Origin of the sequence: Stenotrophomonas sp. OVS01A (assembly GCF_019969775.1) — a bacterium.
Taxonomy (GTDB): Bacteria; Pseudomonadota; Gammaproteobacteria; order Xanthomonadales; family Xanthomonadaceae; genus Stenotrophomonas; species Stenotrophomonas indicatrix.
This window is the reverse complement of record NZ_JAHXYV010000004.1, coordinates 197,714-223,913: the sequence shown is the minus strand read 5'-3', so window position 1 is coordinate 223,913 and position 26,200 is coordinate 197,714. Positions and strand designations below refer to the sequence as shown.

The 26,200-nt window shown below is 68.0% G+C and carries 24 protein-coding genes; 4 read left to right on the top strand and 20 right to left on the bottom strand.

The window, feature by feature from the left end:
- Positions 1-29: 29 nt before the first annotated feature.
- The 9 genes from ntrC to glnA form a co-directional block, all read right to left on the bottom strand.
- Positions 30-1,478, bottom strand: coding sequence for a nitrogen regulation protein NR(I) (gene ntrC, locus LC407_RS15680; protein WP_100437163.1), 1,449 nt, complete (start codon positions 1,476-1,478; stop codon positions 30-32).
- Positions 1,471-2,532, bottom strand: coding sequence for an ATP-binding protein (locus tag LC407_RS15675; RefSeq protein WP_223483165.1), 1,062 nt, complete (start codon positions 2,530-2,532; stop codon positions 1,471-1,473). The genes ntrC and LC407_RS15675 overlap by 8 nt, the downstream gene beginning before the upstream one ends.
- A 219-nt stretch (positions 2,533-2,751) precedes the next feature.
- On the bottom strand, positions 2,752-4,797 hold the full coding sequence (locus tag LC407_RS15670) for a TonB-dependent receptor (protein WP_223483164.1): 2,046 nt from the start codon (positions 4,795-4,797) through the stop codon (positions 2,752-2,754).
- 83 nt (positions 4,798-4,880) lie between these two features.
- On the bottom strand, positions 4,881-5,183 hold the full coding sequence (locus tag LC407_RS15665; RefSeq protein ID WP_033832709.1) for a hypothetical protein: 303 nt from the start codon (positions 5,181-5,183) through the stop codon (positions 4,881-4,883).
- Positions 5,184-5,292: 109 nt separating this feature from the next.
- Positions 5,293-6,447, bottom strand: a complete 1,155-nt coding sequence (locus LC407_RS15660) for an MltA domain-containing protein (RefSeq protein WP_223483163.1) — start codon at positions 6,445-6,447, stop codon at positions 5,293-5,295.
- Positions 6,448-6,563: 116 nt separating this feature from the next.
- Positions 6,564-7,310, bottom strand: a complete 747-nt coding sequence (locus LC407_RS15655) for an N-acetylmuramoyl-L-alanine amidase (protein ID WP_223483162.1) — start codon at positions 7,308-7,310, stop codon at positions 6,564-6,566.
- A 288-nt stretch (positions 7,311-7,598) separates the two neighbouring features.
- Complete coding sequence (gene amt, locus LC407_RS15650) at positions 7,599-9,029, bottom strand: ammonium transporter (RefSeq protein ID WP_025875965.1); 1,431 nt, start codon at positions 9,027-9,029, stop codon at positions 7,599-7,601.
- Between the two features lie 22 nt (positions 9,030-9,051).
- Positions 9,052-9,390: a P-II family nitrogen regulator gene (locus tag LC407_RS15645; RefSeq protein ID WP_004134334.1), complete on the bottom strand. Its 339-nt coding sequence runs from the start codon at positions 9,388-9,390 to the stop codon at positions 9,052-9,054.
- Between the two features lie 347 nt (positions 9,391-9,737).
- Complete coding sequence (gene glnA / locus LC407_RS15640) at positions 9,738-11,147, bottom strand: type I glutamate--ammonia ligase (protein ID WP_010487206.1); 1,410 nt, start codon at positions 11,145-11,147, stop codon at positions 9,738-9,740.
- Positions 11,148-11,366: 219 nt separating this feature from the next.
- Here glnA and LC407_RS15635 point away from each other — a divergent pair, with 219 nt between their 5' ends.
- From LC407_RS15635 to LC407_RS15625, 3 genes are all read left to right on the top strand, one after another.
- The gene (locus LC407_RS15635) at positions 11,367-12,161 is read left to right on the top strand and encodes an undecaprenyl-diphosphate phosphatase (RefSeq protein WP_033832703.1); all 795 of its coding nucleotides are present in this window, start codon (positions 11,367-11,369) and stop codon (positions 12,159-12,161) included.
- Positions 12,162-12,234: 73 nt separating this feature from the next.
- Entirely contained in the window at positions 12,235-13,062 is an 828-nt protein-coding gene (locus tag LC407_RS15630; protein ID WP_223483161.1) for an META and DUF4377 domain-containing protein, read from the top strand.
- Between the two features lie 140 nt (positions 13,063-13,202).
- Positions 13,203-13,673 (top strand): META domain-containing protein, encoded by a 471-nt coding sequence (locus LC407_RS15625; RefSeq protein ID WP_223483160.1) that lies wholly within the window; start codon positions 13,203-13,205, stop codon positions 13,671-13,673.
- A 110-nt stretch (positions 13,674-13,783) separates the two neighbouring features.
- Here LC407_RS15625 and LC407_RS15620 read toward each other — a convergent pair whose 3' ends face one another.
- The 9 genes from LC407_RS15620 to LC407_RS15580 form a co-directional block, all read right to left on the bottom strand.
- Positions 13,784-14,395 (bottom strand): YbhB/YbcL family Raf kinase inhibitor-like protein, encoded by a 612-nt coding sequence (locus LC407_RS15620; RefSeq protein ID WP_059063140.1) that lies wholly within the window; start codon positions 14,393-14,395, stop codon positions 13,784-13,786.
- Positions 14,396-14,405: 10 nt separating this feature from the next.
- Positions 14,406-16,484, bottom strand: a complete 2,079-nt coding sequence (locus LC407_RS15615) for a tetratricopeptide repeat protein (protein ID WP_025875980.1) — start codon at positions 16,482-16,484, stop codon at positions 14,406-14,408.
- A 56-nt stretch (positions 16,485-16,540) separates the two neighbouring features.
- The gene (locus LC407_RS15610) at positions 16,541-17,575 is read right to left on the bottom strand and encodes an alpha/beta fold hydrolase (RefSeq protein ID WP_025875982.1); all 1,035 of its coding nucleotides are present in this window, start codon (positions 17,573-17,575) and stop codon (positions 16,541-16,543) included.
- Between the two features lie 7 nt (positions 17,576-17,582).
- Positions 17,583-18,374, bottom strand: coding sequence for a lysophospholipid acyltransferase family protein (locus LC407_RS15605; protein WP_025875984.1), 792 nt, complete (start codon positions 18,372-18,374; stop codon positions 17,583-17,585).
- Between the two features lie 119 nt (positions 18,375-18,493).
- The gene (locus LC407_RS15600) at positions 18,494-18,928 is read right to left on the bottom strand and encodes a hotdog fold thioesterase (RefSeq protein ID WP_105163223.1); all 435 of its coding nucleotides are present in this window, start codon (positions 18,926-18,928) and stop codon (positions 18,494-18,496) included.
- 10 nt (positions 18,929-18,938) lie between these two features.
- Complete coding sequence (locus LC407_RS15595; protein WP_025875988.1) at positions 18,939-20,996, bottom strand: phospholipase D family protein; 2,058 nt, start codon at positions 20,994-20,996, stop codon at positions 18,939-18,941.
- The gene (locus LC407_RS15590; protein WP_033832699.1) at positions 20,993-21,610 is read right to left on the bottom strand and encodes a YceI family protein; all 618 of its coding nucleotides are present in this window, start codon (positions 21,608-21,610) and stop codon (positions 20,993-20,995) included. The genes LC407_RS15595 and LC407_RS15590 overlap by 4 nt, the downstream gene beginning before the upstream one ends.
- A gap of 4 nt (positions 21,611-21,614) precedes the next feature.
- Positions 21,615-22,091: a histidine phosphatase family protein gene (locus LC407_RS15585; RefSeq protein WP_032977995.1), complete on the bottom strand. Its 477-nt coding sequence runs from the start codon at positions 22,089-22,091 to the stop codon at positions 21,615-21,617.
- A 37-nt stretch (positions 22,092-22,128) separates the two neighbouring features.
- Positions 22,129-22,758 carry a ParA family protein gene (locus tag LC407_RS15580; RefSeq protein WP_025875994.1) on the bottom strand — a complete coding sequence of 210 codons (630 nt, stop codon included), beginning with the start codon at positions 22,756-22,758 and terminating at the stop codon, positions 22,129-22,131.
- 123 nt (positions 22,759-22,881) lie between these two features.
- On the opposite strand from LC407_RS15580, the gene LC407_RS15575 reads away from it, so the two are divergent.
- A complete protein-coding gene (locus tag LC407_RS15575) occupies positions 22,882-24,366 on the top strand; it encodes an AAA family ATPase (protein WP_025875996.1) in 1,485 nt (494 codons plus the stop codon).
- Positions 24,367-24,415: 49 nt separating this feature from the next.
- Here the strand turns inward: LC407_RS15575 and LC407_RS15570 are convergent, their stop codons facing one another.
- A complete protein-coding gene (locus LC407_RS15570) occupies positions 24,416-25,402 on the bottom strand; it encodes a hypothetical protein (protein ID WP_223483159.1) in 987 nt (328 codons plus the stop codon).
- A gap of 69 nt (positions 25,403-25,471) precedes the next feature.
- On the bottom strand, positions 25,472-26,107 hold the full coding sequence (locus LC407_RS15565) for a tetratricopeptide repeat protein (protein WP_025875998.1): 636 nt from the start codon (positions 26,105-26,107) through the stop codon (positions 25,472-25,474).
- Positions 26,108-26,200 lie beyond the last annotated feature (93 nt).

Sequence of the window (26,200 nt, the reverse complement as noted above, 5' to 3'; positions counted from 1 at the left end):
CGGGTGCGAGGATCGCGTGCAGGCACCGTTCAATGGCCGCCGCGGCGGCGACCGGCGCCCAGCTTGCGGGTAAGCGTATTGCGGCCGAGGCCCAGGCGCGCGGCGGCTTCGGCGCGACGACCGTGGGTGATCTGCAGGGCGGCCTCCAACAGGGCGTGGTCGACCCGTTCGCGCACCTGCGCGTGCAGGCCCTCGGTGCCCTCGGCCAGCTGCCGGCGTGCCCATTCGGACAGCAGCGCTTCCCATTGGCCCGGGTCACCGGCGGCCGCGCTGCTGCGCCGGCTGCGGGTGCGGTTGAGCGCGGTATCAACATCAGCCACACCGATGGTATCGGCGGCGGCCAGTGCGGCCATGCGCCAGCACACGTTTTCCAGTTCGCGGACGTTGCCCGGCCAATCGTGCTCGCGCATCGCCTGCAGGGCGGCGGCGGTCAGCCGCTTGGGCGGCGTATCGAGCCTGCGCGCGGCAGCGGCCAGGAACGTGGTGGCCAGTTGCGCGATGTCCTCGCGGCGCTCGCGCAGAGGCGGCAGCTGCAGGCGCACCACGTCCAGGCGGTGCAGCAGGTCGGCTCGGAATTTTCCCTGCGCGACCAGCCCTTCCAGATCCTGGTGGGTGGCGGCGACCACGCGCACGTCGACGCGGATCAGTTCGCGTCCGCCCACGCGGAAGAATTCGCCCTGGGCGAGCACGCGCAGCAGGCGCGTCTGCAACGGCAACGGCATGTCACCGATTTCATCGAGGAACAGGGTGCCGCCGTTGGCCTGCTCGAAGCGGCCGATGTGGCGCCGCTGCGCGCCGGTGAACGCACCGGCCTCGTGGCCGAACAACTCGCTTTCCAGCAGCTCGGCGGGAATGGCGGCGGTGTTCAGCGCGACGAACGGATGCTGCGCACGCGGCGATTCGCGGTGCAGCGCGTTGGCTACCAGCTCCTTGCCAGTACCGGTTTCGCCGATGATCAGCACCGCCAATGGCGCCTGCGCGAGGCGGCCGATGGCGCGGAACAGCGCGCGCATCGGTGGCGTATCGCCCACCAGTTGCGGCGGCTGGTCGCTGGCGGCTTCTGCGGCGGGCGTCGGCGCGGCCATGGCCGGCGCCACCGCAGGCAGTACGCGCTGGGCCAGTGCCACCGCGTCGTCCAGATCGAACGGCTTGGACAGGAACTCGTGCGCGCCGCCGCGGAACGCACCGGCTGTACTGGCGACGTCGGTGTAGGCCGACATCACCACCACCGGCAGCTGCGGCAGCGCGGCCTTCAGCTTGTCCAGCAGCACCAGGCCATCGTCGCCGGGCATGCGCACGTCGGTGAACAGCAGCGCAGGCGGCGGGCTATCAGCCAGCGCCTGCAGTGCGGGGGCGGCGCTGTCGAAGTCGACCACCTGGTAGCCGGCCTCACGCAGCGCGGTGCACAACACGAAGCGCACGGCGCGGTCATCGTCGACGACCCAGATGCACGGCGGGGACGCGGAAGACTCAGACATCGCGCGGGGCCTCCTCGGCGGCGGCGGTGCCGTTGCCGATCGGCAGCAGCAGGGTGAATACGGTATGGCCCCGGCGCGACCGGTAGGTCAGCGTGCCGCGATGCTCGCGCGCGACCTGCTGGGCCAGCGCCAGGCCCAGGCCGGTGCCTTCGGCGCGACCGCTGACCAGGGGCAGGAACAGATGTTCGGCCAGTTCTTCGGGCACGCCACGGCCGTCGTCGGCGATTTCCAGCCGCAACGCCAGGGTGTGCAGCTGCTCGGCGATGCGCACACCGTGTTCAACGCGGGTGCGCAGGGTGATGTTGCCGGCACCGGCCTGGATGGCATTGCGCACCAAGTTCCATACCGCCTGGGTGAGGCGGTCGGCGTCGCCACCGAATTCGGGGATGCTGGGGTCGTAGTCGCGCTGCAGGCGCACCGCCCAGCCGGCCTCGTTCTCGGCCAGGCGCAGCACCCGCTCCAACGCGGCGTGGATGTTCAGCGCCGCATGTGGCGCGGCGGGTGCCGGTGACAGCAGCTGCTCCAGCAGGCCATTGAGCCGCTCGATCTCCGAGCCGATCAGGTCGATCAGTTCGCGTTCGCTGGCATCGCGCTGCGCCGCGCGGCGGGCCAGCAGCTGTGCGGCGCCCTTCAACCCGGCCAGCGGATTGCGCAGTTCGTGCGCCAGGCCCTTCAGCGCTGCGCTGAGCGCGCTGGGCAGGGCCTGGGTCGGGTCGAGCCCGGGGAACTCATCGACCGGATGCGCCTCCAGCAGCCAGCCGCCATCGTCGCGGCGGCTCATCCAGCCTTCGGCAAAACGCGCGGCTTCGCCCGGCAGCGCCAACGCCAGCCGGTTCAGGCGCAGGCTGTCGCGCTCATCGCGGGCCAGGAAATGGGCCAGCGCCTCACCCTGCACTTCCAGCGCGGCCAACGGCTGGCCGAGCAGGCGCCGGCCGCTGACGCCCAGCCAGCGCGCGAAGGCCGGGTTGCAGCCGGCGATGCGGCCATCGGGCCCGGCCCAGGCCAACGGCGTGCCGAGGGCATCGAGGGACGGCGGGGGCGTGGGGTCGGACATTGCACCAATGTAGTGCAAAACGTGGGTGTGGGGTCAGAGCCCTTTCCTCGCGGAAAGGGCTCTGACCCCTTGCGCTGCGGGGTCCGGGGTCGGAGCCCTTTCCTCGCGGAAAGGGATCTGACCCCTTGCGCTGCGGGGTCCGGGGTCGGATCCCTTTCCGTCAGGAAAGGGCGCTGACCCCTGCAGGTCGAGCAAGCTCGACCACTACCGGCTTTGCGGTTACAGCTTCATGTTGAGGCCGACGAAGACCGCGCGGCCCGGGGCGGGCGAGAACATCGGCCGGGCGCTGTCCCAGAAGAAGCTGTCGTACCACGCGTAGGCATACTCGCGGCCGGTCACGTTCTTCAGCTGCAGGTCCACGCTCCAGGCCGGGGTGATCTGATACTTCGCGCTGAGGTCGAGCACGGCGAAGCCGCCGAACTTGCCAGTGGCGTTGCGCTCTTCCAGGTAGTAATCGCCCTGCGCGCGTGCCTGCAGGCCCAGCTGCAGGGCATCGCTGGCCTGGTAGTCCAGGCCGAGGTTGCTGATGTGGCGCGGGGTGGCGGCCACTTCGCGTCCCTGCAGGGTCACGCCGGCGGCGCGGTCGTCGCGGGTGATCTTCGCCTCCTGGTAGGCATGCGAGGCCCACAGCGTCCACGCGTCACCCAGCTGCGCGCTGATCTGCGCATCCACGCCGCGGCGGCGAGTCTTGCCCAGCATGACCGTGGTGCCGGTGGCCGGCATGTTGGACACTTCGTTTTCCGCGTCCTGCTGCCATACCGCCAGCCGGGCCTGGCTGCCGGCGAAGGGCTGGAATTTCAGGCCCAGCTCCATGCCGGTGTTGGTGGAGGGCTGCATCGGTGCCTGCCCCGGGGTGAGGTAGGCCGGCGCGGTGGAACCAGTCAGCACCTGGAAGGTACGGCCCCAGTTGGCGTAGACGTGGGTGTGCTCACCCAGGCTGTGGATGACACTCAGCTTGGGCTGGCCGATGCTGCCGTAGTCCTGCAGGCGGCCGGTGGCGCCGTTCATCAGCCGGGTGCGGCCGCTGAAACGGTCCACACGGTAAGCCGGCACGATCTTCCATGCGTCGGCTGGCTGGTAGATGGCCTGCACGTAAGCGCCCCAGTTGTCGAAGCTGTGGCGGTCGTTGTTCTGCACGCGTGCCGGTGCCTGGCTGAAATCGGTGGGCTCGGCGTAGGCGTAGCGCTCGCGACGGTAGCCGTTGTCCTGCTGCTCGTAGTTCAGCCCGCCTTCCACGGTAAGCATGGGGCTGGCCTGCCAGGTGAGCGTGCCGAGCAGGCCTGCTTGGCGCTCGTCCCAGACACGACGCTGGCGCGGCAGGTTGCCGCTGGGCAGGTCACTGAAGGTCACACGACGGTCGTCTTCATAGCGGTTGTAGTACAGCCGCGTGCCGAAGGTCACCGCGTCGGACAGCTTCATGTCCAGGTGCGCGGCGAACTGGCGCATGTCGCGGTCATCGCCGTCATTGGCGTTGCGCAGGTCGCTGCGGCGACGGCCCGCATGCAGCTCTTCCGCGGTCATGAAACCGGGTTCGTCGGCCTGGTGATGGTAGGCGCGCGCGGTCAGACCGATGCGCAGCCCCTCCTCCAGCGAACCGAAGAACCACTTGCCGCCCAGTGCGTATTTCTTCGAGCTGTCGTGGTCGCGGTAACCGTCGCTGGCCTGGGTGCCGACGAAGTAGTTCTGCGCGAAGCCGTCGGCTTCGCGGCCCACCGCCAGCTGCACATCGCGGGTGTTGTAGCTGCCATAGGCCAGCCGCGCGTCGGTGTAGGTGCCGCCCTGGCGCGTGCCGAAGTTCACGTTGCCGCCGATGTTGTGCAGGCCGTAGCGCGGATCGTTGGTACCGCGCACCACTTCGATGTAGCTGATTTCCAGCGGGAACAGCATGTCGATGAAGCGCTGGTTGCCGCTGTTGACGTTGCTGGGGATGCCGTCGATCAGCGTCTTGATCGCATTGAGGTAGCCCTCGCCGTTGAAGGCGCGGAAGCTGACCTTGCCCGACTCGGCGCCCTGCCGGGTTTCGGTCAGCTGGATGCCGGGCATCTGCCCGAGCAGTTCCCAGCTGTGCGACACGTTGCGGTTTTCGATCTGGTCCGCGCCCAGCACGTCCACCGAGGTCAGCACCTGGTGTGCGCTCAGCTGCCCCTCGCTGTGCTGGTGCACATCGACCTTGCCCAGGGTGAGCGCGGCGTCGGCGGACTGGGCGAATGCTTCAGGGGCGAACGGGGCGGCCGCGAGCGCGGCCACCAGCGTGGGAGTCTTCATCAGGGGGCGGACGGGAGGCTGGAAATGAAACTTTATAACATTTCGATTCCACCAGCCATCCGATGACTGCAGCTCCCTCGACGTTAGACGGGGTAGCCGGTGGCTTCCCGGGCCTTCTTCCAAGCAATTTCAAACTCGCGCGCGCTGATCTCGTCGTCTTCGTCGAAGTCCATGAACGACACCGGCTGGTCGGCCAGCACGAAGCGGTCATCGCTCTGGCCGGTTTCATCGGCCCACACGACCTTGGCCCCGTAGATTTCCACCTGGCGCACGATCTTCTCGCCACGGGCTTCCATCAGCACGTTGCCCTTGCCCAGGCCCGATTCGGCCCAGTGCTTGTAGTACTTCTTCGTGTTGGATTTTGCGTTGTTCTTTGCGTATTTCATTGCATGGGTCCTGGCCGCATGCGCGACCGGAAAGTTCGGAATGGCGCCATTATCAGGCATATGGGGGTCAGATCCCTTTCCTGCGGAGGGGGATCTGCCCCCTGCTGACCTACTGCGGCAACGCCACACCCTTCGGCCACAGCAGCCACAGGTTGCCCTGCTGCTTCATGTCGCCGGCCAGCTTGCCGGCGGCATCGCCGCTGCCCCAGTACAGATCGGCACGTACCTCGCCGGCAATGGCGCCACCGGTGTCCTGCGCGGCCACCGGGCGTACCACCGGCGTGCCGTCCGGGCGCGTGGTGGACAGCCACAGCAGGCTGCCCAGCGGCACCACGGTGCGATCCACCGCCACGCTGTAGCCGGCGGTCAGCGGCACGTTCAACGAACCGCGCGGACCTTCCGGGCTGTCCGCGCTGCGCACGAAGAACACGTAGCTGGGATTGCTGCGCAGCAGTTCCGGTACGCGTGTCGGATGTGCCTTCGCCCACGCGCGGATCGCGTCCATGGTGACGTCTTCCTTCTTCAGCTCGCCCTGCTCCACCAGCCAGCGGCCGATCGCGCGATAGGGATGGCCGTTCTGTTCGGCATAGGCCAGCCGCACCTGCTTGCCATCGGCCAGGCGCACCCGCCCCGAACCCTGGATCTGCAGCAGCTGCAGGTCCATCGGATCGGTCAGCCAGGCCAGCACCGGCGCCTTGGCCCCCTTGCTGGCGATGCTGCCGGCATCGTCGTAGGGCTTGAGCACCTTGCCCTCCACGCGACCGCGCAGGCGCTTGCCCTTCAGTTCGGGATAGACGCTGTCCAACTGCACCACCACCAGATCATCGGGGGTGCCGTACACCGGCACGGTGGCGGTGTCGGTACGGGTGAGGCTGCCCGGATAGATGGGTTCGTAGTAGCCGGTGATCAGGCCGTCGGCGCGATGGCCGCCGGCGCGCAGGGAATAGACATCGAGATCGCGCTGCAGGAATGCGCGGATCGCGCTGGCGTCCTTGTCGGACACGGTGTTGGCGGTCGCGCAGGGCTTGGCCCAGGTCGCATCGTTCTTCAGGCGGGTGCAGCTGCTGCGCCAAGCGGCGAAGCCGGCCTGCAGGTCGGTATCGGTCACGGCCGGGAGAGCCTTCCAGTCGACCTTGGCGTAGGTGGCGGCAGCGGGCTTGGCAGCGGCCGGCGCTTCAGGCCGGGTGCCCGTGGTGGCGCAGCCGGCAAGCAGGGCAACGGCCAAGAAAGTGAGGAGCGCGCGCGGCGACGTAACAGTGATCATCGTCGCAATGTAGTGGGGCCGATGGTGGCGCGGCAACCTTGGGTAGCGCCGGGCCATGCCCGGCGAGAAGCGGATCCCGCGCGGTGCGCTCGCCGGGCATGGCCCGGCGCTACCGGCTACGGGGTCTGCAGCAACAGCGAATGCAGGATGCGCGCGTCTTCGGCGTCGAGGGCTTTCGGCAGGGTGTCGCTGCCACGGAAACGGCGGTGGAACGCCCGTACCGCTGCTTCGCGGTTGTCGAGCGGATAACCGAAGCGCGCCAGCGCGGCCCATGCATCGAATCCTTCCGGCGCAGCACCATCGGCAGCGCGCGGCCACACGCCGAAACCGGCTTCGGCCAACTGTTGCCACGGGAAGAAGCGGCTGGGATCTTCCTTTCGCGTCGGTGCCAGGTCGGCGTGACCGATCACCTGCCGCGGCGGGATGTTCAGCCGGTCAGTGAGGTCGCGCAGCAGCACGATCAGCGATTCGATCTGCGCGGGTCTGAAGGGCGTACGACCGTCATTGTCCAGCTCGATGCCGATGGACGCGGAGTTCAGATCGGTGATGGTGCCCCAGCGCCCGGAGCCGGCGTGCCAAGCGCGGCGCTCATCGGCCACCAGCTGGTAGCGATGGCCATCGGCGCCGATCAGGTAATGCGCACTGACCCGCCCGCCGCTGTTGGCGGTACGCAGCGTGTGCAGGCTCTGCTGCACCGATTTCTGCTCGGTGTGGTGGATGACGATGATGACCGGCGTGCGCGCGTTCTGGTTCGGCGACGGCACCCAGGTGGCAAGCGGGTTGCGGGTTTCCTGCGGCGTGGAGGCACAGGCGGCCAGCAGCAGGCAGGCCGAGAGCATCAGGGAAGTGCGGATCGGGTGCATGCCCCGATTGTGCGCGATAAGCCCGGACGATGCAGTAGAGCCACGCCATGCGTGGCTGGGCCACCGACCGTGCCGATCAACGGTCGGCACCCACCAGAGCGGGAGCAATCCAGCGCAGGAGCAGTGCCAAGCAAGCTTGGCAACTACCAGAGCAGATGCAGTGCCGACCAACGGTCGGCACCCACCAGAGCAGGAGTAGTCCAGCGCAGGAGCAGTGCCAAGCAAGCTTGGCACCTACCAGAGCAGGTGCAGTGCCGACCAACGGTCGGCACCCACCATGTAGATGCATCAGGCCTCGTAGGCCGATTCACCATGCGAGGTCACATCCAGGCCGGTACGCTCGGCCTCCTCGGTCACCCGCAGGCCGACCACCACCTTGACCAGCAGCAGGATGGCTGCGGTCACCACGGCCGACCACAGCACGGTGAGGCCGACGCTGACCACCTGCACCCACACCTGGTGGCCGATATCCAGATCGGCCTTGGTGCCGCCCAGCGACTGCGCGCTGAACACACCGGTGAGGATCGCACCGACGATGCCGCCCACGCCATGCACACCGAATACGTCGGCGGTGTCGTCCACCTTCAGCAGACGCTTGAGGCCGGTCACGCCCCACACGCAGACCACGCCGGCAACCAGGCCGATGACGATCGCACCGAGAGGGCCGACGGTGCCGCATGCCGGGGTGATGCCGACCAGGCCTGCCACCGCACCCGAGGCCGCGCCCAGTGCCGACGGCTTGCCCTTGCTGATCGCTTCAACCAGCGTCCAGCCCAGCACCGCAGCAGCGGTGGCCAGCACAGTGTTGAGGAAGGCCAGCGAGGCGACGGTGTCGGCGGCGGCGGCAGAACCGGCATTGAAGCCGAACCAGCCGACCCACAGCAGCATCGCGCCGATATAGGTGAACGGCACGTTGTGCGGCTTCAATGCGGTCTGCCCGTAGCCCAGGCGCTTGCCGACGAACCATGCAGCCACCAGACCGGCCACGCCTGCGTTGATGTGCACCACGGTGCCACCGGCGAAATCGATCGCGCCCAGTTCGCCGAGGTAGCCGCCGCCCCAGACGATGTGCGCCATCGGGATGTAGCTGAGGGTGAACCACAGCGCCGAGAACAGCAGCACCGCGCGGAACTTGATGCGCTCGGCGAAGGCACCGACGATCAGCGCGGTGGTGATGCCGGCGAAGGTCGACTGGAAGGCGACGAACAGGTAGTCCGGCAGTCCCTTGATCGGCGTGTTGCCCACCGACTCCGGGGTGAAGCCCTTGAGGAAGGCGAATTCGGTGAACGAGCCGAAGAACGGATTGCCGGCGCTGAACACTGCGCTGTAGCCATAGGCCACCCACAACAGCAGCACCAGCGAGAACACCACCAGGATCTGGCTGAGCACCGACAGCACGTTCTTCGAACGCACCAGGCCGCCGTAGAACAGGGCCAGGCCCGGTACCACCATCAGCAGCACCAGCAGGGTGGAGGTGAGCATCCAGGCGACGTCGCCATGGTCATAGGCGGGCGCGGCCACCGCTTCGGCAGCCGCAGGCGCAGCGGCGGTCGGGTCCTGCAAGGGCTCGACGGCCACGGCTTCGCTCTGCAGCGGCGTGACCTGGGCCTGGGCATGTGCACTGCCTGGCCAGACACCGGCGGCCAGCGCACTGAACAGCATCAGCAGGCACACCAGATGGAACCGGGCTTGCCACCCGGTGAAAAGGCGCATCTTCATGGGGGAGTCTCCGGAAGGGGGCTTACAGCGCGTCGGCGCCGATTTCGCCGGTGCGGATGCGGATGACCTGCTCGACAGCGGTCACGAAGATCTTGCCGTCGCCGATCTTGCCGGTGCCTGCAGACGACTGGATCGCTTCGATCACTGCGTCGGCACGTTCGTCGGTGACCACGGTTTCGATCTTGATCTTGGGCAGGAAGTCGACAACGTACTCGGCACCGCGATACAGCTCGGTGTGGCCCTTCTGGCGGCCGAAGCCTTTCACTTCGGTCACGGTGATGCCCGACACGCCGGCATCGGACAGGGCCTCTCGGACCTCGTCGAGCTTGAACGGTCGGATGATGGCGGAGATCAGTTTCATGCGCATGTCCCGATGGTGGATGGGGCCAGCGCGCGAACGCGCGATGGCATCAGGCAACCACGGGCCATCGTGGTGATGGCCGTGGCTGTTGCACCGGACACGAATCGGGCCGGGACAGCCGTGCCTCTCTCCTTGCACGGCCGACGCGGGAGGGAGGGCGGCCCATGTCGCGTGTCCGGTCTCTCTCTTGCCCCTGGATCTGCGGGCCAAGGGCCCGCGTTTCCAATGCAGCGGACCAACGGTCCGCTCTACCACGGCGGGCCGGAGCCCGCCCTGCGGCTCCCCAGCCGCAAAGACGGATGCGATGGCGGCGGGTGGGAGGGGTTACCCACCGCCATCGCAGCCGGTCAGCTGGCGTAGTACAGCTGGTATTCCAGCGGGTGGGTCGCCGCGCGGAACTTGGTCACTTCCTGCATCTTCAGCGCGATGTAACCGTCGATGAAGTCATCGCTCATCACGCCACCGGCCTTGAGGAACTCGCGGTCCTTGTCCAGCGCTTCCAGCGCCTGGTCCAGCGAGGAGCAGACCTGCGGGATCAGCTTCTCTTCTTCCGGCGGCAGGTCGTACAGATCCTTGTCGCTCGGTGCGCCCGGGTCGATCTGGTTCTTGATGCCGTCCAGGCCGGCCATCATCAGCGCGGTGAAGGTCAGGTAGCCCGACTGGATCGGATCGGGGAAGCGCATTTCAATGCGGCGCGCCTTCGGGTTGGACACCCACGGAATGCGGCACGAGGCCGAACGGTTGCGCGCCGAGTAGGCCAGCATCACCGGGGCTTCGAAGCCCGGCACCAGGCGCTTGTAGCTGTTGGTGCCCGAGTTGGCGAAGGCGTTGATGGCCTTGGCGTGCTTGAAGATGCCGCCGATGTACCACAGCGCCAGCTGGCTCAGGCCGCCGTAGCCGTCACCGGAGAACAGGTTGGTGCCGCCCTTGGACAGCGACTGGTGCACGTGCATGCCGCTGCCGTTGTCGCCGACGATCGGCTTGGGCATGAAGGTGACGGTCTTGCCGTTGCGGTGGGCGACGTTCTTGATGACGTACTTCATCCGCAGCAGTTCGTCGGCCTTCTGCACCAGGGTGCTGAACTTGGTGCCGATCTCGCACTGGCCGGCGGTGGCCACTTCGTGGTGCTGCACTTCCACTTCGATGCCGACCTGTTCCAGGGTCTTGCACATCTCCGCACGCAGGTCGTGCAGGGTGTCGGTCGGCGGAACGGGGAAGTAACCGCCCTTCACGCCCGGACGGTAGCCGCTGTTGGCGCCGTCGTACTTGGCGCCGCTGTTCCAGGCGGCTTCTTCCGAATCGACCTTGAAGAAGGTATTGCCCATTTCATTGGCGAAACGGACCGAATCGAAGATGAAGAATTCCGGCTCCGGGCCGAAGAACGCGGTTTCGGCGATGCCCGAGGACTTCAGGTAGGCCTCGGCGCGCTTGGCGATGCCGCGCGGGCAGCGGCCGTACGGCTGCATGGTGGCCGGGTCGAGGATGTCGCAGCTGATCACGATGGTCGGATCGGCATAGAACGGGTCGACGTAGGCGCTGGCGGTATCGGGCAGCAGCACCATGTCCGATTCGTTGATGCCCTTCCAGCCGGCGATCGAGCTGCCATCGAACATCTTGCCTTCTTCGAACAGCGACGGCTCGATGATGCTGACCGGGAAGGTGACGTGCTGCTCGACGCCACGCATGTCGACGAAACGCAGATCGACGAACTCGATCTGGTTGTCCTTGATCAGCTTCTCAACGTTTTCCACGGACATCGGTACGACCTCGGATGGGAATGAATGCCTGCTGAGGTACAGCAACGACCGTGCCAACTTTTCGGCCTTCACAAGTTGTTGATTTCAAAGCGCCTGCCCCAGCGCGGTGCAGACGCACATGCACCAAACGGGTGCGCGGATTACCGCACGCACCCGTTTGGTGCGGCGTGGATCGTCTATTCTCTCGGGCTTCTTCCGCCGCCAGCGCCCGCACCGTCCATGTCCGACCTGCTCTCCGCCCTGCTGCTGGGCATCCTCGAAGGCTTGACCGAATTCCTGCCGATCTCCAGCACCGGCCACCTGCTGATCGCCCAGCACTGGCTGGGCGCGCGATCGGACTTCTTCAACATCATCATCCAGGCCGGTGCGATCCTGGCCGTGGTGCTGGTGTTCCGCCAGCGCCTGCTGCAGCTGGCCACCGGCTTCGGCCAGCGCGAGAACCGCGAGTACGTGTTCAAGCTCGGCGCGGCCTTCCTGGTAACCGCAGTAGTCGGCCTGGTGGTGCGCAAGGCCGGCTGGTCGCTGCCGGAAACCGTCAGCCCGGTGGCCTGGGCGTTGATCATCGGCGGCATCTGGATGCTGCTGGTGGAGGCCTATACCGCGCGCCTGCCCGATCGCGACCAGGTGACCTGGACGGTGGCCATCGGTGTTGGCCTGGCGCAGGTGCTGGCCGGCGTGTTCCCCGGTACCTCGCGCTCGGCCTCGGCGATCTTCCTGGCCATGCTGCTGGGCCTGAGCCGCCGCGCGGCCGCTGCCGAGTTCGTGTTCCTGGTCGGCATTCCCACCATGTTCGCCGCCAGCGCCTACACCTTCCTGGAACTGGCCAAGGAAGGGAACCTGGGCAGCGAGAACTGGACCGACGTTGGCGTGGCCTTCCTTGCCGCAGCCATCACCGGCTTCGTCGTAGTGAAGTGGCTGATGGGCTACATCAAGTCGCATCGCTTCACGGCCTTCGCGATTTACCGCATCGCCCTGGGCGCTGCATTGCTGCTGTGGTTGCCATCCGGCAGCTGAACAGCGCCGGGGCACGGGAACCCCGTTGCCGGCCCCGGTCCGTTTCCCCCTCGGTTCCCCAAGGAGAATCACCATGAACCGCAAGCTCACCCTGCTCCTCCCGCTGGCCCTGCTGGCCGCCTGCAGTCAGACCCCTGCCCCGGCCGGTACCGGCGGTGACGACCTGGCCCCGGCCGCGGCCAAGGCCGGCGACCAGAAGGCGCTGGCACACCTGGATGCGCAGCGCCTGCAGAGCCAGCACTGGCTGCTGCAGCAGGCCACCGCGGCCGATGGCAAGCGCATCGATGCGCTGTTCGCCCGCGACGACAAGCCGGTCACCCTGGACTTCGTTGATGGCCGCCTGTCGGTCAGCAACACCTGCAACCGCATGGGCGGCGGTTACACCCTGGCCGATGGCAAGCTGAGCGTGAGCGCGATGGCCTCGACCATGATGGCCTGCACCGACAAGGCGCTGATGGCGCTGGACGAAGCCGTCTCCAGCCGTCTGCAGGGCGAACTGAAGGCCGAACAGGATGCCAACGGCGTGCTGACCCTGACCACCGCCAAGGGCGACGTGCTGGTGTTCAACCCGGAACCGACCGCTGAAACGCGCTATGGCGGCGCCGGCGAAACCGTGTTCCTGGAAGTGGCTGCGAAGACCGAGAAGTGCTCGCACCCGCTGATCCCGGATTACCAGTGCCTGCAGGTGCGCGAAGTGAAGTTCGACGACAAGGGCCTGAAGCAGGGCGAGCCGGGCAAGTTCGAGAACTTCTACGGCAACATCGAGGGTTACACTCACGAAGACGGCGTGCGCAACGTGGTGCGTGTGAAGCGCTACGAAGTGAAGAACCCGCCGGCCGATGCGCCGTCGCAGGCGTACGTGCTGGACATGGTGGTCGAGTCGGCCATCGAGAAGAAGTAATGCAGGAGGGCGGCCGCGAGGTCGCCCTTCTTCGTTGTGGGTAGGGCCGGCCGCTGGCCGGCGGCTGCACACAGCTCAGGCGACCTGCGGAACATGCCGGCCAGCGGCCGGCACTACCCACATGCATCAGGGAGATCGGCATGAAACGGACGTACATGCTCACACTGGCCTGGCTGGCCATCGGCATTGGCATTGGCAGCAGTGCACGCGCCGCCAGCACACCCACCACCGACCAGCTTGAAGCCCATCCGTGGCAGCTCACGCGCGCCACCGACGCGCAGGGCAAGCGTATCGACGCGTTGTTCGTCAGGGGCCGGGCGCCGTACACGCTGCGCTTCCAGCCCGGCTACATGAGCGAGTTGAACCTGTGCAACCAGGCCAGCAGTCATTACCACCTGCAGGACGACGGGCTGATCCTGGAGAGCGGCATCCGGACCACCGCGCTGTGCATCAATCCCAAGGTGGATGCGCAGGAACGGCGAGCCGAAACGCTGTTTCACGGTCGCGATACCGCACCCACCCTCGCGTTGGACGACACCGGTGCATTGGTCGTGCGCAATGCCAAGGGCGAAGTGCTGGTGTTCAAACCCGCGCCGCAGCCGGCGAAATGAAGAGGGCGGCCACTGGCCGCCCTTCTTCGCTGGTGGGTAGAGCCGGCCGCTGGCCGGCTGCCACGTACAGCGGATGCCGGCCAGCGGCCGGCACTACCCGAAGGCTGTTATCAGGCCAACGCCGGGTTCAACGTGTAGGTGCCGTGCAGCGCCGCTTCGGCCAGTACGTGGCCGTGCATTGCACGGTACGCATCGGCGGCGGTGAAGCGTTCCGGCAACGACAGCGTGGCCACATCCAGCGCAAACACGCGGAAGAAGTAGCGGTGCACGCGCTCGTCGTTGAACGGCGGGTACGGGCCGTCGTAGCCGAGGTAATCACCGGCCATGTCCGGATTGCCGGCGAACCAGCCGGTGAAATCATTCAGGCCCTGGCGGCTGCCGGCCGGGCCGGCCGGCGCGGTCTTGCCCTTCACCACGAAACCATCGCTGCAGCTGCCAGCGGCGATCTCCTGCACCGAGGCCGGAATGTCGGCCATCACCCAGTGCACGAAATCGCCGCGCGGCTGATCGCGCGGCACGCTCATGTCATCGCGGCCGACCGTTTCCGGCACCGTTGGCACGTCCGGGTCCACGCACACCAGCAGGAACGAGCGGGTGCCATCGGGCACGCCGCTCCAGGCCAGGTGCGGGTTGCGGTCGGGGGCAAAGCCGGCGGCATCGCCGGCGGCGAACTCACGGTCGATCGGCGCACCGTTGACCAGGCTGTGACTGCTCAGTTGCATCAGATGCTCCTCACTCTTCCGGGTAACCCAACCGCACCGCGACCGGGGTGAGCTGGGCGAACGCGGCGCCCATCACGTCGCGATACCTGCGCCAGTGACCGGCAGGCAGGCGCGGTGCACCCAGCTGTGCAGCCGGAGGCATCGGACGCCCGAACACGCGGCCCAGCAGGTCGGCCATCGCATGCGCATCGTTGCCGATGTCGTCGATGCGCAGCAGCACGTGCGGATACAGGTCTTCCTCGTGCAGCGCGGCGATCTGGGTCAGCGAACGCACCAGCCACTGGCTGGCTTCGGCCATCGAGGTCATCGCCAGCGGCGCGGCGGCACCATAGGCGATCCAGTCCAGCAGCATGTCGCGCGGGTCGCGCAGCACCAGCAGCAGGCGACCCTGCGGCAGCTGCGGGCGCAATGCCCACAACAGCGCGTTGTCCCACCACAGCAGCCAGTCGATCACGGTGTCACTTTCCAGGCCGCGGGCGGGCAGGTGCTCGCGCCAACGCTCGACCAGGCGTTCCGGGCTCAGCACGCCCGACGCCAGGTCCTGCAGCGTGTTGTAGTTCTGGAAGGCATCGTCCGGTGGCGTGGCGGTGTAACGATCACTGCGCAGCACCGGGCTGGCAGCGGCCAGGCCGGTTGCCACCCGCTCCACGCCCGAACCCGGAGCGCCCCACAGGAAGATCGGCGCCGAGCCGCTGTCGCGCGTCGCTTCGTCGATGCTGGCCATCTCCGGCCAGCTCGGCGGTGCCTTGGCCTGCGGCGGCAACGGCAGCCGCTGCGAAGCCTGGTCGGTCTGCAGCGCCATCCACGTACGCAGCGCTTCTTCCGGCTGCCCGGCGCGATCCTGGATCTCGCCCAGCCAGGTCCGCAGATCAGCGCGGTGTCCCTCCGGTGCCTGTGCGATCAGGGCCTGCACGCGCTCCACGGCGGCGGCCGGGTCACGCTGCAGCAGCCCCTCGACGCGACGGCTTTCACCGCTGACGCGGCCCGGTTCCAGGGTGGTGATGCGCTCGGCGATGGCTTCGCCCTGCTCATGCTCGCCGGCCATGTCATGCAGGCGCATGCGCGCTTCCAGCGCCGGCAGGTGGCCGGGCATCGCTGCCATCCAGCGCTCCACGACGGCTACGGCGCCGGCACTGCCGACGTCTTCCACGGCCAGTCGTGCCAGCCACAGGTCATGCAGCTGGTCATTGCTTTCCAGAGCGTCATCCAGGCGTGTGCGGGCTTCATCTTCGCGGCCCAGGCGCTGCCAGGACATCAGCAGCAGCTGCAGCACCTGGCGATCACCCTGCAGCGATTGCAGCAGCGGCAGCAGGTGCTCCAGCGCCTGCAGCGGCTGGCCACTGCGCAGTGCCAGTTCGCCGGCCAGGCGGCGCATCGGCGGCACGTCCAGCTCCGGCTCCTGCAGCGCCTGCTGCATTGCCTCGGCGGCGGCCTCCACGTTGCCCTGGCGCAAGGCCAGCTGCACCACCATGCCGTGCAGCGAGGACATCTTCGGGTTCAACGCCAGCACGCGACGGAACGCCTGCTCGGCAAACGCCAGCATGTCCTTGCCCAGGTAGGCAAAGCCCAGTGCGTACAGCACGCGGGTATCGTCCGGTAGCGCCTGGCTGGCCGCCGACAACAGGGCCAGCGCACGGTCGGCGTCGCCGCGGCGCAGCGCGACCATGCCATCGATGGTCAGCAGTTCCGGATGGTCCGGCTCCAGCCGCGAGGCCAGGGTCGACAGCCGCTGGGCCTCGTCGAAATCGTTGCGGCCCACCGCCAGGTGCGCCTGCATCAGGTAAGCCGGGAAGGCGTTGGGGTCCAGCCCGGTGGTGCGCAGCAGGGCTTCATCGGCACCGTCGAACTGGCGCAGTGCCAGCAGCAGGCCGGCGTGCTGCAGGTGCAGCTGCGCATCATCGGGGGCCAGCTGCAGCGCCTGCTGCAACGCCTCCATCGCGGCCTCGGCCTGGCCCTGCTGCTGCAGCGCAAGCGCCAGCCAGCGGTGGGCCTCGGCCTTGCCGGGTTCGTCACGGGTCCACGCCTGGGCCAGCTGCACGGCCTGGCCGGCATCGTTCTGGCGCAACGCTTGGAGGATCTGGTCTTGCATGGCCGTCCGGTTCAAGGTCAAACCCGCATTGTAGCGGGCCGCGCGCCGGTGCCGGTTCAGCCCGGCAGGACCCGCCGCAGGCGCTGTGCGACCCAGCGCTCGGAGAACCCATCGCCGCGCCAGTTTTCCAGGAAGCCACAGTGGCCGCCCCAGCAGGCGGTTTCCAGCCGCGCCTGCTGCGGCAGCTGCCAGTCGCGGAAGGTCGCGTAGGGGATCACCGGATCGTCCTGCGCCATCAGGATGTCAGCAGGTACCTGCAGCGTGGACAGGCGGTCGCCGGCGATGGAGTAGCCATCGAAATAGGCCTGCAACGAACCGAACGTGGTGTGCCGCTCGACCAGCCAGGCGGTCAGCGAACGGATGTCCATGTTCAGCACACGGTCGTCGCAGTCGCTCAGTTCGGGGAACAGATCGCGCTTGCGCCGCAGCGAGCCGGCCCACTTGCGGCGGAAGTACCAGTCGTACATCGCCGGGCCGTTCTCGATGTTCTCCATGGTCAGCCCGGGGTCGAGCACCGGGCAGACCGCGGCCACGTGCTGCAGCGGTACACCGGCGGCCGGTGCGCGCAGGGCCAGCCGCAGCACGAAGTTGCCGCCCAGTGAATAGCCGGCTGCAACCAGCGGCAGATCGGGCCAGCGCTGGGCGACATCGCCTGCGGCATGCACCACTTCGTCGATGAGGTTGGAGTGGAAGATGCCGGGATTGAGGTGATGGGTGTTGCCGTGGTCGCGGAAATTCAACCGCACCACGTCGAACCCCTGCTCCAGCATGCGGGCAGCGGCCATGCGCATGTAGCTGGATTCGGCGCTGCCTTCCCAGCCGTGCAGCAGCAGGGCAATGCCGCGCGGTTCGCGTCCTTCGACATGGCTGTGCCAGCCCTGCAGCCGCACACCTTCGCCACCATCGAGGATCAGCTCCTCGCTGACCGCGCCGGTGGCGGCCAGCAGCAGCAGGCCGCGCTGCAGGCGCATGCGGCTGGAGCTGAGCATCGACTGCAGGTGCGGATTGCGCAGCCAGCGCGGCGGCTGATAGTCGGACGCGGTGAGCATCGGCGCATCAGCGTCGAGGGTCGGTGGCGGAGACACGGCCACCCTCGCCTCAATCCCCGCTCATGGCCGCCACGATGCGCGCGCGCGAGGTTTCCGCGATGCGCCGACGGCCTTCCAGGTCCTGGGTGCCGATCGGCTCCAGGAAATGCACTTCGGTATGCCGCGCCGGCTCACCGAGCAGGCGCAGGAAATTGGCGAAGAAACTCTCGCCCGGGCCGAAGGCCACGATGGTCTGTGCATCCCCGCGCACGCCGTAGATCAGCGCCACCGGCTGCACCGGCACGCTGGTTTCGACGGCGGCCTGGAAGATGCGCGCATGGAACGGGCCAACGTCATGGCCGCCGCGGGTACGCCCTTCCGGGAACACGCCCACCGCCTTGCCGGCGCGCAGGCGGTCGGCCATCACCTGCATCACCCCACCGAGCGATTCGGTGTTGCCACGCTGGTGGAAAATGGTCTGGCCGCGCGCGGCAAGCCAACCGACCACCGGCCAGCTGGCGATCTCGCGCTTGGCGACAAAGCCCATCATGCGCTGGCTGTGCAGGATGGAGATATCGACCCAGCTGACATGGTTGGCGACGAACAGCACTGCGCCCGGCAGCGGCTGGCCGACGCGCGACAGGCGGAAGCCGAAGATCCACATCAGGCCGCCCTGCCACCAGTTCACTACCTTGGCGCCGAAGGTGGCATCGCCCACGCGCAGCTCGCCCCATGGCGGAAGCATGCCGATCAGGATCAGCGGCAGGAACACGGTGATGTGGACCAACAGCAGCGGTACGCGGTACAGGTAACGGCACACACGCGCCACGCCGCCGCGGGGGGCCGGAGTGGGGGAAGTCATCCACGCACGATACCGGAGGGCTGCCATCGCTGCCAGCCGAATTCGGCCATAAGTCTCATTGACGGCGGCCATCGGCGGGGAACGCTGGGTTCCGCCGCCGTCACCGATGCCGCGACGGCTCAACCGTGCCCGGCCGCCACCACGGCCAGGGTCAGCCGCGAGATGCAGACCAGCCGGCCCTGCTCGTCCTCGATGCGGATTTCCCACAGCTGGGTGCTGCGGCCCACGTGCACCGCGCGCGCGGTGCCGGTGACCGTACCCGAACGCACGGCGCGTACGTGGTTGGCGTTGATCTCCAGGCCCACGCAGACCTGCTTGGCGGTATCCACGCAGAGGTTGCCGGCGCTGCTGCCGAGGGTTTCGGCCAGCACCACCGAGGCGCCACCGTGCAGGATGCCGTACGGCTGGCGGGTGCGCTCATCCACCGGCATGGTCGCCTGCAGCCAGTCCTCGCCAGCGGCGCTGAAGATGATGCCGAGGGTATCGATGGCGGTATTGCGGCTGAGTGCGTTGAGCTGCTCGATGGAAACGGCTTCGCGGAATACCTGGGTCATGCGGCTACCTTCAGAGGATGGGAACGAGGCCGGCGCCGAATGCGGTCAGCATGCGCACCAGCAGCCACTTCGGCCCGACATTGACCTCGGGGAAGTCGCCCACCGCGACATAGCAACGGTGGAAATCGGCGCTCTGCCGCGGCAGTGGCTGCGGGCAGTCCGGGCCGGGCTTGAACTCGTAGTCGGTGGCGTAGCGCCACGGCCAGAAGTCGAGGATCGGCAGCGCCTCGGAGGCCTTGCCGACGCTGTAGTTCAGGCCGGACAGGACCGGCGGCTTGGCACGCGGCGCCACCGTCCAGGAGTTCTGCGGGTGGGTATCGCGCAGGATGCTCTGGGCCAGCTGCTCGGCGAAGGCCGGATCGTCGATGATCACCGCGCCTTCGGTGTTGTAGTTCTCGCTGCGCGGATCGAAGTTGTGGGTGCCGACCACGCCGATGCGGCGGTCGACCACCAGCGACTTCGCATGCAAGCCCATGCGCGCGCCCTTGCGGGTGACCGGCAGCGGCTTGTTGACCGCCTTGCTGCCCAGGAACGAGGGGCGCGTTTCGGTACGCAGCAGGCGGGTCTCGACTTCGCTGCCGGCAGCACGCCGGCGCGCACGGGCATTCTCATACGCACTGCCGGTACGCGGATGGATCACCCGCGCCGGCCGGTCGTCCACATCCGCAGCGGCCACCGCATCACCACCACTACCGCCACCGGCATTGCTGCCCGCCGCGCTGCCACCGAGCAGCGGATTGCGGCCGGTATCGCTGCCCGGCGCTGCGATCGGGTCGGGCAGCAGGTTGCGGTAATCGACCGGGGCATCCAGCGGGAACGGCTTGAATTCGAAGATGTTGAAGCCCAGCTCGCGCATGTTGCGCCGCTTGTACTTGTAGGACAGCGCATACACGATCGGGTTGTCGGTGGCGGCCAGGCTGTTGCTGGATACCACCACGCGCGGCGGCTGCGGGCGCTTGCGCAGCTCGCGGAACAGTTTCTGTGCCGGCTTGGACAGCACCAGGTAGGGCGTCTGCAGAATCACTTCGTGCTGCGCACTGGAGATCAGTGCGTCCAGCTGCGGCTCGGTGACATGCTGCCCGGCCAGTGGGGCGTCGGCGCGCTCACGCCGGTGCTTGCGCGGCAGATCGGCCACATAGCGCACCGAGGCGACCGGCAGGGCGGTATCCACGAACGAACGGGTGACGAAGGCGACGTCGTTGGCTTCCTCGCTGACCCGCTCCACCCGCTCGGGCCTGCGGAACTGTGCCGGCGGCAGCAGCGGCACGCCCTGCTTGAGCAGGGTACGGCCGACATCGTTCAGGCGCTCGGCCGGCACGCTGCGCTGCGCGCGCCAGAAGGCATCGAAGTTGGCCGCCATCGCGCGTGCTTCGGGGCCGGCGATCAGCACGTCACGGTCGCGGAAGTTGTATTCGCGGTCCCAGTCGTAATAGTCGTCCTGGTAGTTGCGCCCACCGACCACGCCGATCGCATCGTCAACCACCAGCAGCTTGTTGTGCATGCGCTGGTTGAAGCGGCGGAAGCAGCACAGCACGCTGCCGGCATAGTCGAAGTAGTTCAGACGGGCCTTGCCGAAGGTCGGGTTGTAGACCCGCAGCTGGAAGTTCTCGTGGGCACCGGCCAGTGCGCCGAGGATCTGCAGGTCGGAGATCGCCGAAAGCTGGTCGATCAGCAACCGCACCTTCACCCCGCGCCGCGATGCCGCCAGCAGCTCGTCGATGACCAGGCGGGCGCTGTCGTCCTTGTCGAAGATGTAGGTCTGCAGGTCGATGCTGCGGGTGGCGCTGCGCAGCAGGTTCAGGCGCGCGACCAGCGCACCTTCGCCCTCGTCCAGCAGGGTGGCGTAGTGCCGCGGCTGGTCCGGGGTCGATTCGCTGAACGCCCGGCCGGCCAGTGCCCGCAGGGGCGAATCCAGCGCGCAGCGGTCGGCCTGCTGGCAATCGACCTGGGTCGAGCGCGCCTGCACGGCAATCGCCTCGGCGCGATCACGCTGGGCATGCGACAGCGACGCGCAGCCGCTGCCCAGCAACACGGTTGCCAGCGCCAATACACGCAGCAAAGGATTCACGGTTTCGGCGCCTCGCTGAGGCGCGCACGCAATACGAAAGTCACTCGGTCACTCAAGGCAAGCTGCCAGCTGTCCATGCCATACCGACCTCGTTGCACGGTACCGCGGCTGACGACGTCGCAATCATAGCCGGGTCGGGCACATTCCGCTTTCTCGACCTTGAGCGTCTCCGGATGGCTGACCCCGCGCAGGGTCAACCGGCCGTCGATACCGCCGCCCTCGGCAACCGTCTCCGGCCAGTACGGCAGCGAGTCGAACTCCACGAACGGGTAACGACCGGCGTCGAAGAACTCGGGGCCGCGCATCCAGCCGGTATAGCGGTCCTTGCCGGGAATCTCCACGGTGCGGGTGAACATCTTCAGGTGGACCTGGTGGCGGCCATCGGACAGCACCTCGATACGCCCCTCGAAACGGGGGAACACGCCCTCGATGCGCTGGCCGAAGCGGGTGCGGACTTCGAAACCGATCTGCGAGCGCACCACATCCAGCTGCAGCGTACGCGGCGGTTCGGCCACGACCGCCGGCAGCGCGGTCGGTGGCGGTGTGGCGGCCCAGGCCGGGCCGATCGCCAGAACGACTGGCAGCAGACAGCGGCCCGGCAACGCCAACCTCATCGGCTCACGGCCACCAGAAGGCGTTCAGGCTGGCCACGCCCGGCTCGATCGTCGCCTCGCGGGCGAAACCGAGCACGGCCACGCCGCCCGGCGGCATGCCACGGTAATCACTGCTGGTGCCATCGGTCATCAGCGCCACCAGCTGCTCCAGCCCGGGGTTGTGGCCGACGATCAGCACCCGGTCCAGGTCACGGCGCTCGTCCACCAGCGCGGCCAGGGTGCCGGGGGTGGCCTCGTAGATGCGGTCTTCCAGGCGCTTTTCGACATAGCCGATGGCTGCCATCACCGCTTCCAGGGTTTCGCGGGTCCGCCGCGACGGTGAACACAGCACGCAGTCCGGCAGCAGGTTGTTCTCCTTCAGCCACTTGCCGGCGGCTTCGGCTTCAGCGAGCCCCACCGGCGACAACGGCCGGTCGAGGTCGGCCTGGCCGGTGGTGGCCGGTTCGGCGTGGGCGTGGCGGAGCAGGATCAGTTCGCGCATTGCGGGATTCCAATGAAGGGATGGAGACCTACGGCTGTTACAGCTTCAGCCAGGACAACAGGGGTTCCCAGTCGGCCTGGTGCTCGCGCACCTGGGCGGAGCGGTAATCGAAAAGACTGCGGCCCAGGCCGGTCATGACCACATAGCTCTGGCTGTCGCGCAGCTGGGCGACCACCGGATAGGGCCAGTCAGCCAACATCTGCAGGGCCTGCTGCGAGGTCTGGGTCCAGGGCTTGGTGCGGTTCAGCACCAGCCCGACCGGCAGCTTGCGGCTGTGCACGCGCGGTACCTGGGCCAGGCTGTTGAGGAAGCCGACGATGGCTTCGATGTCCAGTGCCGAGGGCAGCACCGGCACCACCACGGCATCGGCAGCGTCGAGGAAATGCGGGATATCGTCGGCCAGCGCGCCGGCCGGTGCATCGATCACCACGGTATCGGTACCGTCGGGCAGCTTCTGCGCCCATTGCTTCTTGCGGTACACGTCGATCGGCAGCACCGCGCTTTCCAGCCCGGCCCGGCGCTGTGCCCAGCGGGTGCTGGAGCCCTGCGGGTCGGCATCGGCGATCACCGTGGCCTTGCCTTGCAATGCCGCGTACGCGGCCAGGTGGGTGGCGATGGTGGTCTTGCCCACCCCGCCCTTGGAACCGGCCACCAGGATCGTCTTCATGCCAGCCTCGCTTCCGGGTACGTGCCCCGAGCGTACACCGCCGATGGTGACGGAAGGTAGAGCCGTGCTGAACCAGTGCCCCCGGCCTTTGCTATCGTGGCGCCCCCGAAGGATCGAACCGCCATGAGCGAACTGCAGGACCTGAGCGCACTGATCCGCGCCAACACGCCGTTGATCGTGGTCGAGACCCAGGATGAGGGTCGCATCGTCGAGCTGTTCCGGCAGACGCTGATGCATGTCTGGCGGGCCCTGCACCGCTGGTCGATCACCGAGGGCCTGCGTCGCATCGACCTGGAGCGCGAGGACGAGCCGGTCGGTCCGCCCGATGCCAGCGCCGCACTGCAGATGATCCGCCAAGCCGACCAGCGCGGCGTGTACCTGCTGCTCGATTTCCACCCCTACCTGGGCTACGCCAGCCACCAGCGTGCCCTGCGCGACCTGATCCAGCGCCGCCACAGCGAACCGCACGTGCTGGTGCTGATCGGCGCCAAGGTGGAACTGCCGGCCGAACTGGAAGCGCTGGCAGTGCGCTTCAACCCGCGCCTGCCCGACGCCAATGCACTGTTGAAGATGCTGCGCGAGGAAGCCGATGCCTATGCACGCGAACACGGCGGGCGCCGGGTGGAAGTGGACAGCGAAGCGGTCAAGAAGATCCTGAAGAACCTGCAGGGCCTGAGCCTGGTCGATGCGCGGCGCATCGCGCGGCAGCTGATCTATGCCGATGGCGCGCTGCGCGACGACGACCTGCCACAGTTGGCGCGGCTGAAGTTCGAGCTGCTCAACCGCAGCGGCCACCTGTTCTTTGAACATGACAGCGCGCGCTTCGGCGATGTGGCCGGCGCCAACCGGCTCAAGCGCTGGATCAACCAGCGTCGCGTCGCCTTCATCGCCGGCTCGGCACCGGCCGGGCTGGACCCGCCGCGCGGCATGCTGCTGCTGGGCGTGCAGGGCTGCGGCAAGTCGATGCTGGCCAAGGCCACCGCCGCCGGCTTCGGCGTGCCGCTGCTGCGCCTGGACGTGGGCGCGCTGTACAACAAGTACCACGGCGAGACCGAAGCCAACCTGCGCCAGGCACTGGCCTCGGCCGAGCAGCTGGCGCCGTGCGTGCTGTGGATGGATGAGATCGAAAAGGGCCTGGCCACCGGCACCGAGGATGGCGGCGTGTCGCGCCGCGTGCTCGGCTACCTGCTGACCTGGATGGCCGAGCGCAAGGCGCCGGTGTTCATCGTGGCCACCGCCAACCAGGTGCACGAGCTGCCGGCCGAGCTGCTGCGCAAGGGCCGCTTCGACGAGATCTTCTTCGTCGACCTGCCCTCGGCCGATGTGCGCGTGGAACTGCTGCGGCTGCACTTGGGACGGCGCCAGCTCAATGCCGACGACTTCGCGCTGCCGGCACTGGCCGCAGCGGCCAACGGGTTTTCCGGTGCGGAAATCGAGCAGGCGATCGTGGCCGGGCTGTATTCGGCGCATGCCGAAGGCCGGCCGCTGGACACCGAGCTGCTGATGGGCGAGATCCGCACGACACGGCCGTTGTCGGTGCTGATGGCCGAGCAGGTGGCGGCGTTGCGGGAATGGGCGTCGGGGCGCACGGTGTCCGCGGACGACTGAGGGTCGCCGCCACCGCGTCCATCCACGCAGGGCGTGGATTCCCTGTCGGTCAGGGTGCGGTGTCTGGGCTCCAGCCAGCGGGCGGGGTCAGCGGCAGACCGTTTTCCTGCAACAGGCGGCTGATGGCTGCCGTCGTGCCTTCGCGCGCGGCGCGCTGCAGGTAGCCGGCGGGCAGCCCCCGCCGCCGCGCACTCAGCTGTTGCCACTGCAGCCAGTAAAGTGCGCGCTGGGCATCAGGATCGGCGGGCACCAGCCGCAGCGCCAGTTCCTGCAGACCCAGATCGCCACTGGCTGTCATCTGCGTGGCCAGCCTCCTGCACGTTGCGCTGTGCTGTGCCTGCCCGCACAGCGCAATGCCGGCGAAGTCCCACAAGGTGCGTTCCTCCAGCGACCCCAGCAGGGCGTCTTCGACGATCTGCCGCGGGCTGCGGCCCGCCTCCTCCAGCGGCGTGTCGGACAACGACACCCCTGCCAGCGCCTGCAGCTGCATCGCCAGCAGCCGCCGCGTCCCATCACCGAACGGTTGCCGTGCCGAGGCGGCGCGCAGCTGCTGTGTCGCCATGCCGACTTCTTCCAACCGCCAGGCCACCTGCACCGCCTGCCACGCGCCCTCGCCGTTGTCCTGATCATCCGCACGCTGCGCCTCCAGCAGTGACGGCAACAGCCCGGCACCTGTGGGCGCAGCCGTGGGCAAGCCAAGATTGCGACCGACGGGGTCACCGCAGGTGAGCGTGCCCTGGCACAGCCGCAACAGGCGGTGGCGGTGGAAGCGGTGCGCTGGCGCGGCCTGCCAGGCGTCCAGGAAAACCGGCGTGAGTGCATCGGCATCGGTCAGGCGCTGGCCGTCGGCCTGTACGCCCAATGCCAGCGACAACTCGGCCCCCTGCCAGCGCTCGGCCGGGACATCGCTGGCCTGCAGGGCGGCGATGCGGGTGACGACCGGCTGCAGCCAGTCCGGCACGGACCGGTCCTGAGCATTCAGTCCCCCTGGCAGCAGCAGCGACAGGAACAACAGCAAGGTAGCGCGTTGGCGCATCCGGAGCTCATGGCAGCGAAGGGCCAACCATTGTAGGCCCCCTTGCACGCCGCCAGCGGCCGGCCGCTGTCAGGGCCAGGCTGGAGGTGCGGCCGCCCAGGCCTGCTGTACTTCACCCAGCGTGGCACGCTCGTCGTCGCGCCATTGCGGCAACAGCTGCGCGTAATGACTGCTGTCGCGCCATTGCCCCGGCTCGGTCCGTACGGCGGCGGCATACCACTTCACCGCCTCCTGCTGCTGGCCGGCCCGCCACAGCGCCAACGCATAGCTCGGCGGTACCCAGCCCGGATTGCTGCGCAGGGTGCTGGCAGCGGCCTGCCACTGTTCCAGCGCGGCCAGCGCCTGGCCCTGCCGCAACAGGTCCCAGCCATAGTTCCAGCGTACGCTGCGGCCCAGCGCGCTCTGCACCGGCGCCTCGGCCAGTGCCTCGCGATAGAGCTTGTCGCCCAGTTCCGCGCGCCCCTGCGCGATGGCCACCGACGCCAGCTGCGCCGTGGCTTCCAGCCCCTTGCGGCCACGCTCGCGATGCTTCAGCAGCTGTGCCACCAGGTCTTCGCCTTCACCCTGCACCACCGTGATCGGCGCGGCAGCGGCGTCGCTGTCGAAATAGAACTCCTGCGGTGCCGGCAATGCCGGCGCGGCCCACACAGTGGCCGCTCCCGAAACCAGCAACACGCCGGCCAGGAACTGTCCTGCAACTGACATCCCAATTCCCCCAAGGTTGAAACACCAACCCTCCCTCTCTCTCCCCGATCCTAACCCCAGCACGGCCCCGGCGCGAGTGCCGGGGGCCCTGGC